This window comes from Picosynechococcus sp. PCC 7003 (assembly GCF_001693255.1).
Classification (GTDB): domain Bacteria; phylum Cyanobacteriota; class Cyanobacteriia; order Cyanobacteriales; family MRBY01; genus MRBY01.
The window spans coordinates 1,981,156-1,992,890 of the sequence record NZ_CP016474.1; the positions used below are offsets into that span (position 1 = coordinate 1,981,156).

Here is an 11,735-nt window from a genome sequence, read left to right on the forward strand (position 1 = left end):
CAACAAAGGGGGAGACTCCTTAGGCTAACTGGTCTGACCAAAAATCCGTAATAATCGTCCATTGACCCGTGGCCATAAACCAAACTAAGCCGAGGATCATCCCTAAAACGATCGTCAAAACATAGAATTGAGACTGTCCCGAAACGTTGTAGCGTAGGGCACTGCCGCTAAAAAGCGTTGCTAGACCTGTCAAGTTAACGAAGCCATCCACAATGTAGCGATCAAACCAAGCAGCGAGTTTTGAAAGGGTTGTGACCAGCCAAACCACCGTCACGTTGTAAATGCGGTCAATGTAAAAATCGTAGGCCAACAAATCTTGTATGAAGCGCAAATAAAACTGGCGGGGACGGCTCAGGGAATGATTCAAAGTAATTGTCAGACCTGCAATTACTCCGAGGGCACCTGCGATCACTAATGCGGGCAGTGCTAAGGTGACGATTAGTGGCCGTTCGGCAAGGGGCCGCAGGGATGGGTTAAAGAGCAATTGCCATTGGTGCAAAAAGAAGGGCACCATCAGGGTCATCAGGATCAAACTCACCATGGGTACGGCCATTTGCCAGACCACTTCAGGCGATCGCCGCGTTTTTGGCTTGGGGGCCCCCAGGAAAACAGAACGAAAAACCCTAGTCAAATTAAAGCTAGAGCAGAAGTTCACCGCCACGAGGAGCAGCACTAACCACGGAGGCGTATCCCAAAAACCATCGACCCAACGGCGCATCGTCCAAAAAGTCCCCAGGGGAAAGAGGCACACAAGCCCCGCAGACCCCACCACAAAAGCACTGGTGGTTGCGGGCATCCGCGACCAGAGACCCCCCATTTCCGTAATATTTTGGCCGTGGGTATTGAGAATGACTGCGCCAATGCTCATAAATAGTAAGGCTTTGGCGATCGCATGGGTCAGCAAGAGCAACAGGGCAATATCGACTTGATCTAAACCAACCGCAATAAATACCAAACCGAGGTAAGCACTGGTGGAATGGGATAAGGCCCGCTTAATATCAATTTGGGCCAGGGCCACCAACGAAGCCCCTACCGTTGTTAGAGTACCGACAATGATCAAAGCATCGGAGGTGATCGGCGTAATCGTAAAGACCGGCTCCATTTTGAGCAGCACATAGGCCCCCGCAGAAACCACCACCGAGTTACGAATAATCCCCGCTGGATTTGGCCCTTCCATCGCTTCATCAAGCCAGAGATTCAACGGAAATTGGGCACATTTACCAATCGGCCCAGCAATGAGCGCGAGGCCCACGAGACTCGCTTCCCAGGGGGGTAGGGGAGGATTTGCCGCCCAAGTCTCTAGTTCACTAAAAGTTAGCCCCGTACCATAACTAGATAAAGCAACAATGCCCATTAAGAGCAAAATATCGCCGACCCGTTTGGTCAAAAAAGCGTCCCTAGCTGCTGTCACGACGAGGGGTTGGGCATACCAAAAACCAACCAATAAATAAGTAGAAAGGGTTAATACTTCCAACAGGCCATAGCTCAAGAGCAACGAGTCACTAATGGCCAAACCCGATAGGGCCGCCTCAAAGAAACCCATCAAGCCATAGAAGCGCGCAATAGACCAATCCTTTTCGAGATACCCTAGGCCGTAGAGTTGGGCCATGAAACAAATGCCAGTGACCAGTTCCATTGCCCCGAGGTTAACCGGAGAAATTTCAATGACGAGGGAAAGGTTTAGATCCGCAACCTGGAGCCACTCCAGTGATAGTTGTTGGGGCGGCATGTTCCAAAGGGAAGCGAAGGCGAAGGAACCATGCAAAAGACCCAAAAAGGTCATGATCAGGTTGAGATAGGCGGCAGGTCGAGGCCCGGTGCGCCGAATTAACCCGAGGGACCAAGGTAAGGTCAAGAGCGCCCCCGTAATTCCGTAGACTGGGATCAGCCATACGCTTTGTAGAAGAAATTCACTCATGGAGGGTGTCTAGAGAATCAAAACAGAAAGTGGGTTGGCATTGGGTGGATTGGCCAGAAAATATCTTATCTTGTCAGTCTGCAGTCTTTGTAAGAGAGTGTAATCGATTAGATGGCCATTTCCCAAAGGTTTGAGGCTTTTTTGTGGTGATAGCGATGCTTAATTGACATGGCGTTAAGAAATAATAATTTGGCGATCGCCTCTTATGATTCCATTAATTATTAAGTCGACATTTGACACTCCCCTTGCCTAGTGATTTTAATTCTAGACCTCAGTGAGGTGCCTCGGATGGGAGGTATTCTTGGTGGGGCCAGGGGGGGCGATCGCCTGCGGGAATTAGAAGTGTTAAAGTTGCTCTTCTCCGCAATCGTGTAACAAATCGTTTAGATACACTCCAACAGGCGATCGCCTTCATTCAGCAGCAAAAAGCTTAGTCTTCTAACCTTTGGGCAACTTTCTTTGAAAACCACTGCTTATTTTAACGATGAAGCATTGACTCTACTTAACCTTGGTATTACGAAATATCATTGCAGTTTATGTTGTCAAAGGTGCCATTGTTGCTTATGCTCTTCATAGCTTGCCAAAATCAAAATTAGTAACAAACGCGATTCCTGGCGATCGCCTTGTCCACTATAAAGCCTGTAAAGGATCCCAACCCCTGCGCAGAGGCAAGTGGTCGGTCTTATGCCGCTTCCGTTACCCCAACTAGAAGCAGACCAAATTCCCAGGGGGACGCCTGTTCCTTAGTATTTTTAAGACATTAAGCTTGATAAGCGAGGATAAATTAGATGCCTATTGCAGTTGGAATGATTGAAACCCGCGGTTTCCCCGCAGTTGTAGAAGCTGCTGACGCGATGGTAAAAGCCGCCCGTGTAACCCTCGTTGGTTACGAAAAAATCGGTAGTGGCCGCGTTACTGTGATTGTCCGTGGTGATGTTTCTGAAGTCCAAGCCTCCGTTTCCGCTGGCATTGAGAGCGCTAACCGTGTCAATGGTGGTGAAGTGCTTTCGACCCACATCATCGCCCGTCCCCACGAGAACCTCGAATACGTCTTGCCGATTCGCTACACCGAAGAAGTAGAACAATTCAGAACCTATTAACCCTGGGACAGAGGGGCGATCGCCATTATTTTTAAGGTCACGCATCCTCTGTTATGTCCAAAGCCTATTTAATTAAAAGCAAGAGGAGAAAAACTCAATGTCTATTGCAGTCGGAATGGTAGAAACCCTCGGTTTCCCCGCAGTTGTAGAAGCTGCTGACGCGATGGTAAAAGCCGCCCGCGTCACCCTCGTTGGTTACGAAAAAATCGGTAGTGGCCGCGTTACCGTGATTGTCCGTGGTGATGTTTCTGAAGTCCAAGCCTCCGTTTCTGCCGGTACTGAGAACGTCAGCCGCGTTAACGGTGGTCAAGTGCTTTCGACCCACATCATCGCCCGTCCCCACGAGAACCTCGAATACGTTCTGCCGATCCGGTACACCGAAGCCATAGAGCAGTTTCGTGAAAGCGTGAATCCCCAACCTCTGAGAAGAGTGTAATTTTTTAATAAAAAAATTTTAGTTATAAATTTTCATGCAAATTGCCAAAGTACGTGGCACTGTCGTCAGCACCTACAAAGCAGAAAGCCTCCGGGGAATTAAATTTTTGCTCGTTCAATTTATCGATGAACAGGGTCAGCCTCTTCCTAAATACGAAGTGGCAGGAGACCTCGTGGGTGCCGGCGTCAATGAATGGGTTTTGGTCAGTCGCGGTGGTGCTGCCCGTACGGAGACGGGAATGGAAAAAAGACCCCTAGATGCAATGGTCATCGGCATTATTGACACGGTCAACGTCGATAACCGTTCCCTTTACAGCAAGAAAGATGCAGGCTAACCAGTCTAAACACTTTCTAGCCGGACTACCCAAAGTCAATGCGTGGCTCGTTTGGTAATCTCAAGCAATTTATGGCGGATGGTTAAAAGCTAGCGAGAGAAGCAATCAATGACATTGAGAGGAGGGATTAATCCATGGTAGTCCGCAGTGCCGCGGCTCCCCCAACACCTTGGTCTAAGGACTTAGCGGAACCAAAGATTCACGAAAGTGCCTATGTGCATTCTTTCTCAAATCTGATTGGTGATGTCACAGTTTGCGAACATGTGCTCATTTCTCCGGGAACGTCTATTCGGGCAGATGAGGGCGCACCTTTCCATATCGGGGCAGCAACTAATATTCAAGATGGCGTTGTAATCCATGGTTTGGAGCAGGGACGTGTCGTTGGGGCAGATGGCCATGACTATTCTGTCTGGATTGGCGATCGCAGCTGTATCACCCACATGGCCCTTGTCCATGGTCCCGCCTACATTGGCAACGATTGCTTCATTGGTTTTCGTTCCACAGTGTTCAATGCCCGCATCGGCGACGGTTGTGTGATCATGATGCACGCCCTCGTTCAAGATGTGGAAATTCCCCCTGGCAAATATGTGCCTTCGGGGGCTGTGATTACGAACCAGCAGCAGGTAGAGCGCCTCTCCAATGTGACCGAGGCCGATCGCGCCTTTGCCAAACAGGTGGTGGAAATCAACGAAGCATTACGGGAAGACTCCCCAGGAGCGACCAATAATGGTTCACGGATTGCCTCAAAGCAGCAACCAACCCTCTCTTCTTCTACAAATACAAGCGGTACTAGCGAACATCAATCGGTGGGAAATATGAGTTTAAACGGAGACCTTTACAACCAGGTGCGTGGCCTTGCCGCCCAAGGATGCACCTTCACCGCAGAATATGCCAACAAGCGGCGCTTCAAGACTAAGTCTTGGTTGAGCGCTGGTTTTGTTGAAGGCCATTCTGCCGATCAAATCATTGGCAACTTGAATCGGGTTCTGGCTGACCACGCCGGGGAATATGTCCAGTTAATTGCTGTGGCTCCCAATAGCAAATCAAGGGCTGCAGCAATTATTGTGCAGCGCCCAGGGGATAGTGCGCCAGTCCAAGCATCGGCAGCGACCAGCTACAGCAGCAACGGCAATCGCAGTAACGGCACCAGTGTGGGAAGCCAAGCAGCGGCTGTGGCGGGCGATCTCACGTCTCAGATTCATGCTCTAGCTTCCCAGGGTTGCAGCTTTACGGCAGAACACGCCAGTGCCCGTCGTTTTAAGACGCAATCTTGGTTGAGCGCTGGTTTTGTCGAAGGCCATTCTGCGGAACAAATCATTGCGAATGTCAATGGCTTGTTAGGTCAGTATCCCAATGAGTATGTGCAGGTCATTGCCGTTGACCCCAATAGTAAGTCTCGGGTGGCGGAATTAATTGTCCAGCGTCCCGGAGAAACGGGAACTTTATCCACTAAGGCAACAGCCTCTGTCCGTCGCAGTGGAAACCAGGTAGTTAATACGGCCTCTGGTGGTGATGTGGCAGGACAAATTGCGGCTCTGGCTTCCCAGGGTTGTAGTTTTACGGCGGAACATGCCAGCACTCGCCGCTTTAAAACCCAGTCTTGGCTAGGGGCAGGCTTTGTTGAGGGTCATTCTGCAAATCAGATTTTGGCGAATATCCAGGCGATCGCCGCCCAGTTCCCCAATGAATATGTGCAGCTCATTGCCGTTGATCCCAACTCCAAGACACGGGCCGCCGAGATCATCATCCAACGCCCTGGCAACAATGCCCCTGTACAGACGACAACTGCAACCAGTAGTTTTTCTGGAAGCACCAAGTCCGCTCCGAGCAGCAATGGTTTCGGAGGTCACAGTAGCAGTAGTCTCAGTGGAGAAGTGGTTTCTAAAGTCCGTTCTCTCTTGATGCAAGGCTACAAAATTGGGACGGAGCACGCCGATAAGCGCCGTTTCCGGGTCAAATCCTGGAGTAGCTGCGGCACCATCGATAGTACCCAAGAGGCAGAAGTATTACGTCACCTCGAAGGTTGCCTCCAAGAGCACAGTGGCGAATACGTCCGCATGATTGGTGTGGATGAAGCGGCTAAACGACGGGTGCTTGAGGAAATCATCCAGCGCCCCTAGGTTGTGTAACGCGACCATTTCGTGATGGGGGAGAAACTTGATGTCTATCCCCCAACCTTTACTCCACCTGTGATTAATTGAATCACTGTTGACAAAATCATTGTGACTTTCCAGGCAATTACCCATCCAGATATTCAAATTAGTGGCGATGTAAGGATCCATCCCCGTGCGGTTATTGCCCCTGGTGTTATTCTGCAGGCAACCGAAGGTAGCTATTTGGCGATCGCCGCTGGTGCTTGCATTGGTGCAGGTGCGATCATCCAAGCCCATGGCGGTAACATCGAGATTCATACCGGGGCGATTATCGGGGCAGGTTGCCTGATCATTGGCCAATGTTCAGTGGGAGAAAATGCCTGCTTAGGCTATGGCTCTACCCTTTTCCAAACGGCGATCGCCGCAGCAGCAATTTTCCCGCCCCAAAGCCTCATTGGCGATCCGTCCCGCCAGGCAACCACAGCTCCCCACCAGGCCCAACCGCCCAAGCCCGCGAGCAAACCGACGGCCCAACCCCGCGATCCTTGGCAAGCAGAGGATACTGCCGACCAGACCGCTACAGCGTTTTCTCCACCAGGGCGATCGCCCACTAGCTCTGACCCCCATCGCCCTAATGTCCAGCCCCCACCAGAAGACGTACCGCCCCAAACCGAAGCTCCAAATACCGAAGTGATGCCGACGGTTCCGGAATCTAACCTCCCCGCAGAATCGGGCGAAAAAACACCAGTTGTCGGGCAAGTTTATATCAATCAACTATTAATGACCCTGTTCCCGCACCAAAATTCTCTCAACTCCCCAAACCAGCCAGATAAGTCCTAGCTCCACAAAACTCTGATGATTTCTTGAGTAAAAATTAAATGTTTAAAGTTCTTAAAGGAGATTGTTGAGAAACATAAATACTTAATCTATCTCGCCTGAACTCCTTTCCTTCCTAAAGATCCCGACAGAAAACGGTTTTAGCCCAATGCCTCATTAGGTAGCACGGCTGAATTCGAGCGGGATTTTATGGCTTTTTTCGGTATTTTTCTAAGGGTAAAATAGGCCCATCAAACAGCATTAGAAATGCTAATCAGCCCAAAAAACAAAAGCAATCTTTTTTTGTTGCCAAAAGATAAAAATAAGTCGAGGCTGTGGTAACATATCCCACAGATTAAAGAAAGTCATAAGACTTGAATCTTCAGAATTTTAAAAAGCAGTTTTGCCAACGTAAGATTTTTGAAGTTTTCGACCAACAATACCGTTACTGGTATTCGTCTGTTAAAGATAAGCATTTTTGCTGGAGGAAAACCGCATGGTTCAGACCAAATCTGCTGGGTTTAAGGCTGGGGTACAGGATTATCGCCTGACCTACTACATGCCTGATTACACACCCAAGGATACCGATTTACTCGCTTGTTTCCGGATGACTCCCCAACCCGGAGTTCCCCCTGAGGAGTGTGCTGCTGCTGTTGCGGCTGAGTCTTCTACTGGTACTTGGACCACTGTATGGACTGATGGTCTAACGGATCTTGACCGCTACAAGGGTCGTTGCTACAACGTTGAGCCTGTACCTGGTGAAGATAATCAGTATTTTTGTTTTGTTGCTTATCCTCTTGATTTGTTTGAGGAAGGCTCCATTACTAATGTTCTGACTTCTTTGGTTGGTAACGTTTTTGGCTTTAAGGCGCTTCGCGCTCTTCGCCTCGAAGACATCCGTTTCCCTGTTGCCTTCATCAAGACTTGTCCTGGTAACCCCCACGGGATCACCGTAGAGCGTGACCTCCTCAACAAGTATGGTCGCCCTCTCTTGGGTTGTACGATTAAGCCGAAGCTCGGTCTGTCTGCAAAGAACTACGGTCGTGCGGTTTATGAGTGTCTCCGTGGTGGTCTTGACTTCACCAAAGATGACGAAAACATCAACTCTCAGCCTTTCATGCGTTGGCGCGATCGCTTCCTGTTCGTTCAAGAAGCGATTGAGAAAGCCCAAGCTGAAACCAACGAAGTTAAGGGTCACTACCTCAACGTCACTGCTGGTACTTGTGAAGAAATGCTTGAGCGTGCTGAGTTTGCCAAGGAAATTGGTACTCCCATCATCATGCATGACTTCATCACTGGTGGTTTCACGGCGAACACTACCCTGTCTAAGTGGTGTCGTAAGAATGGTCTTCTCCTCCACATTCACCGGGCAATGCACGCGGTAATTGACCGTCAGAAGAACCACGGGATTCACTTCCGGGTTCTCGCCAAGTGTCTCCGTCTCTCCGGTGGTGACCACCTCCACTCCGGTACCGTTGTAGGTAAACTCGAAGGCGATCGCGCAGCAACCCTCGGTTTCGTAGACCTGATGCGTGAAGACTATGTAGAAGAAGATCGTTCTCGCGGTGTATTCTTCACCCAGGACTATGCTTCTCTCCCCGGCACCATGCCTGTGGCTTCCGGTGGTATCCACGTATGGCACATGCCTGCCCTGGTTGAAATCTTCGGTGATGATTCCTGCCTCCAGTTTGGTGGTGGTACCCTCGGTCACCCCTGGGGTAACGCACCTGGTGCAACTGCAAACCGTGTTGCTCTTGAGGCTTGTGTTCAAGCCCGTAACGAAGGTCGTAGCCTGGCCCGTGAAGGTAATGATGTCCTCCGTGAAGCAGGTAAGTGGTCTCCTGAATTGGCAGCGGCCCTCGACCTGTGGAAGGAAATCAAGTTCGAATTCGATACCGTTGACACTCTCTAAGCTCCTGATGAGCATCAGTGAATGGGGAAGTTTGTCACAATCTACCTATTCACTGATGATTGCCTCCCATGGAGTTTAAAAAAGTTGCGAAGGAAACGGCTATCACTTTGCAGAGCTATTTGACCTACCAAGCGGTGCGTCTGATTAGTCAGCAGCTGAGTGAAACCAATCCTGGACAGGCGATTTGGCTAGGAGAGTTCTCTAAACGTCATCCAATTCAGGAAAGTGATCTTTACCTCGAAGCGATGATGGTAGAAAACAAAGAACTCGTCCTCAGAATTCTGACAGTGCGAGAAAACCTTGCAGAAGGCGTTCTGGAGTTTTTACCAGAAATGGTACTCAGCCAAATCAAGCAGTCCAATGGAAACCATCGCCGTTCTTTACTAGAGCGTTTAACTCAAGTTGATTCTTCATCAACTGATCAGACTGAACCTGACCCTGGTAAGTCTGATACTTCAGAAGATTCTGAATAAACTTTGATCCGATAAAGAGGACATAAATCAATGAAAACTTTACCTAAAGAAAAGCGTTACGAAACTCTTTCTTACCTCCCGCCCCTCAGTGACCAACAGATCACTCGCCAAGTTCAATTCATGATTGACCAAGGCTTTATCCCTGGTGTTGAGTTTGAAAAAGATCCTACCCCCGCTCTCCACCACTGGACGCTTTGGAAGCTTCCTTTGTTTAGCGCAACTAACGCTCAGGAAGTGCTCAACGAAGTACGTGAGTGCCGTAGTGAGTATTCTGACTGCTACATCCGTGTTGTGGGTTTCGACAATATTCGTCAGTGTCAGACTGTAAGCTTTATCGTTTACAAGCCTAACCAAACTCGTTACTAAAGCATTTTTCGGTTTTTTTAAGACCGATTTAGTTTGAATCATGCGGAATGCGATCGCCTTAGGCGATCGCATTTTTTGTTTAAGCTTAAAATTCTGAGAATATCCCCATAAAAGCCATGGTAATGACCTTATGATGCTGAAACTGATTAAATCTTTCTGGAGTCCAGTGGCGATCGCCTTAGCCATTAGTTTGAATCTAGGTTTTGTCTCTGCCGAAACGGAACCCCCAAGCGAAACCAAAACGGCCCTCATCAATGAGCTCCGCGTCCTAACCTTCCGCGATGAAAATGCCACCCAGATGTTGGACTTGATGATTCAGCAGATCCAAGATCAATCCACTAGTCTGGGCAGTGGTTTTTTCGGTGAAGAAACAGATCCTGAAGAGTTGGCCCTAATTCAGGAAAGCGTTACCCGCATCACCGATCGCCTTTATACTCTGATGCAAGAAAAAATCGATTTTGTTGCCCTCCAGCGAGAGATTGATTTTATGCTTTACAACGAATATTTTACCGAGGCCGAACTGCAAGATTTAATTGCTTTTTACAAAACACCTACCGGACAAAAAACCGCTGCAATTTTTCCAGAACTGACTGAGCGTTCCACAGCATTATTTAGCGCGCAATTGACCCCTGCCATGATGGAAATTACCCAGCAGGTGATGTTTGAAGAATTTGCCTCTTCATTTGAAATGCTCGATGACCTAGACACTTGGGATCCTGAAAATTTGGAAGCAGTTGAAGAAACAGAATAAATAAAATTACTACTCGAATCGCTGTTCACCGAAAAGCTTTCACAAATTCTGCATTTTACCTGTTGCCATGGTCGAATTTTTCCCCATGGCAACAGGTTTGTTTGCTTTGATCACTATTGGCTTTGTTATGGGAAATAAAATTCTCACTTAAAGTCCTCAACTGAATCTTTTGCCAAACTTGAGCCTTGATTGCCCTAGCACACAAGATTGATAAACCCCAACTAGAATGAGCATAAGAGAAATAAGATGCAAGGGAAATTTTTAGAATGAAAAAACGTGTGACTTTGACATTTCCCCAAGACACAGTGCAAATGCCTGTTACCTATCGCTTAGCAAAGGATTTTAATATTGCAGCAAATATTATCCGCGCCCAGGTGGCTCCCAATCAGGTGGGCAAGTTGGTGGTGGAGCTCCAGGGGGACATTGATGCCATTGAGATGGCCCTGGAATGGATGAAAGGCAAAGGGATTTTAGTTTCTCTCGCGAGCAAAGAAATTGTGATCAATGAGGATATTTGTGTTGATTGTGGTCTCTGTACAGGGGTTTGTCCGACGGGAGCATTATTGCTAGACCCCCAAACGTTTCGCCTAAAGTTCACCCGACAAAAATGTGTGGTTTGTGAGCAATGTTTGCCAGCCTGTCCGGTGCAGGCGATCGCCACCAATTTCTAACTGTTCATAGACTTAGTGGCTTGTAATAACCCATAGCGAATTAAACCCCGACGAAAACCGCTTTTCATCAAATCCAAAGCAAGTGCCCCTTGGATCGTTTGCCAGCCCGCCTTGAGGATGCCAAAAACTGCATCTGGCGTGATCGCCGAGTCAATCACCTGATCCCAAAAGGGAGCGACGGCAGTAGACCAATCCGCTGTCTCGATATTTTCTAAACCACATTCGGTGGCGATCGCCTGATAATCTGGCAACGAAATCACGTAAGGCAAACAATACACCCGATACAGATCTTCGAGGTGCTTTTGCTCGGCAGGGGTGAGGGTTCCTGCCACCGAATCCGTTGGCCGATGACACCAAGTCGCCATCAATAACTTGCCGCCCGGCTTGAGCACCCGCGTACATTCCTGGAGAAATTGCCGCTTATTGGGCATATGTTCGCCGCTTTCGAGGGTCCAAACGAGGTCAAATTCCCCGTCCCGAAAGGGCATATTCAACGCATCCGCCACTTTAAACTCAACTTGGTCCTGTAAATCCTGTGCCGCTGCCCTGGCGATCGCCCGATTGGCCTGTACCGGAGAGAGGGTAATCCCAACGCCCTTGGCGTTAAATTTTTCAGCTAAATAAAGGGTACTGCCACCAATGCCACAACCCACATCGACAAAGTTTTCAACTTGCCCCACCTTGCCCCAGGCCAAAAATTCTTCAATTAATTCAATTTGTGCCTGCCGCCGATTGAGCCGTTCTGTGCCCCCGAGACCATAAAAACCATGGTGCATGTGTTCTCCCCAGATCGATTCCCAGAGGGGACTAGACGCATCATAAAATTCTCGGATTTGCTGATACAGTTGTGCTCCCATAAACCTTA

The 11,735-nt window shown here is 48.8% G+C and carries 13 protein-coding genes; 11 read left to right on the forward strand and 2 right to left on the reverse strand.

Annotated features, from left to right (window positions below; all coding sequences use genetic code 11):
* Nucleotides 1-19 precede the first annotated feature (19 nt).
* The gene (locus AWQ21_RS09420) at nt 20-1,918 is read right to left on the reverse strand and encodes an NAD(P)H-quinone oxidoreductase subunit F (RefSeq protein WP_065714319.1); all 1,899 of its coding nucleotides are present in this window, start codon (nt 1,916-1,918) and stop codon (nt 20-22) included.
* A 252-nt stretch (nt 1,919-2,170) separates the two neighbouring features.
* Here AWQ21_RS09420 and AWQ21_RS16630 point away from each other — a divergent pair, with 252 nt between their 5' ends.
* The 11 genes from AWQ21_RS16630 to AWQ21_RS09470 all read left to right on the forward strand — a co-directional run bounded on the left by AWQ21_RS16630 (nt 2,171) and on the right by AWQ21_RS09470 (nt 10,870).
* Complete coding sequence (locus tag AWQ21_RS16630) at nt 2,171-2,293, forward strand: hypothetical protein (protein WP_257784274.1); 123 nt, start codon at nt 2,171-2,173, stop codon at nt 2,291-2,293.
* A gap of 413 nt (nt 2,294-2,706) precedes the next feature.
* Nucleotides 2,707-3,018, forward strand: a complete 312-nt coding sequence (locus AWQ21_RS09425) for a carbon dioxide-concentrating mechanism protein CcmK (RefSeq protein ID WP_012307414.1) — start codon at nt 2,707-2,709, stop codon at nt 3,016-3,018.
* A gap of 97 nt (nt 3,019-3,115) precedes the next feature.
* Nucleotides 3,116-3,454, forward strand: a complete 339-nt coding sequence (locus tag AWQ21_RS09430) for a carbon dioxide-concentrating mechanism protein CcmK (protein ID WP_065714320.1) — start codon at nt 3,116-3,118, stop codon at nt 3,452-3,454.
* Nucleotides 3,455-3,488: 34 nt separating this feature from the next.
* Entirely contained in the window at nt 3,489-3,788 is a 300-nt protein-coding gene (locus AWQ21_RS09435; RefSeq protein ID WP_065714321.1) for a EutN/CcmL family microcompartment protein, read from the forward strand.
* A 134-nt stretch (nt 3,789-3,922) separates the two neighbouring features.
* Nucleotides 3,923-5,908, forward strand: a complete 1,986-nt coding sequence (locus AWQ21_RS09440; RefSeq protein ID WP_065714322.1) for a ribulose bisphosphate carboxylase small subunit — start codon at nt 3,923-3,925, stop codon at nt 5,906-5,908.
* A gap of 102 nt (nt 5,909-6,010) precedes the next feature.
* Nucleotides 6,011-6,721, forward strand: coding sequence for a hypothetical protein (locus AWQ21_RS09445; protein ID WP_198159631.1), 711 nt, complete (start codon nt 6,011-6,013; stop codon nt 6,719-6,721).
* A gap of 472 nt (nt 6,722-7,193) precedes the next feature.
* On the forward strand, nt 7,194-8,609 hold the full coding sequence (locus AWQ21_RS09450) for a form I ribulose bisphosphate carboxylase large subunit (RefSeq protein WP_065714324.1): 1,416 nt from the start codon (nt 7,194-7,196) through the stop codon (nt 8,607-8,609).
* 68 nt (nt 8,610-8,677) lie between these two features.
* Nucleotides 8,678-9,082, forward strand: coding sequence for a chaperonin family protein RbcX (locus tag AWQ21_RS09455; protein ID WP_065714325.1), 405 nt, complete (start codon nt 8,678-8,680; stop codon nt 9,080-9,082).
* 30 nt (nt 9,083-9,112) lie between these two features.
* Complete coding sequence (locus AWQ21_RS15915) at nt 9,113-9,448, forward strand: ribulose bisphosphate carboxylase small subunit (protein ID WP_071932281.1); 336 nt, start codon at nt 9,113-9,115, stop codon at nt 9,446-9,448.
* Between the two features lie 130 nt (nt 9,449-9,578).
* Nucleotides 9,579-10,199 (forward strand): DUF2059 domain-containing protein, encoded by a 621-nt coding sequence (locus AWQ21_RS09465; protein WP_065714327.1) that lies wholly within the window; start codon nt 9,579-9,581, stop codon nt 10,197-10,199.
* Between the two features lie 266 nt (nt 10,200-10,465).
* Complete coding sequence (locus tag AWQ21_RS09470; RefSeq protein WP_065714328.1) at nt 10,466-10,870, forward strand: NIL domain-containing protein; 405 nt, start codon at nt 10,466-10,468, stop codon at nt 10,868-10,870.
* Here AWQ21_RS09470 and AWQ21_RS09475 read toward each other — a convergent pair.
* Nucleotides 10,867-11,727 (reverse strand): methyltransferase domain-containing protein, encoded by an 861-nt coding sequence (locus tag AWQ21_RS09475; protein WP_065714329.1) that lies wholly within the window; start codon nt 11,725-11,727, stop codon nt 10,867-10,869. The two genes, AWQ21_RS09470 and AWQ21_RS09475, sit on opposite strands and share 4 nt — an antisense overlap.
* Between the last annotated feature and the right edge of the window lie 8 nt (nt 11,728-11,735).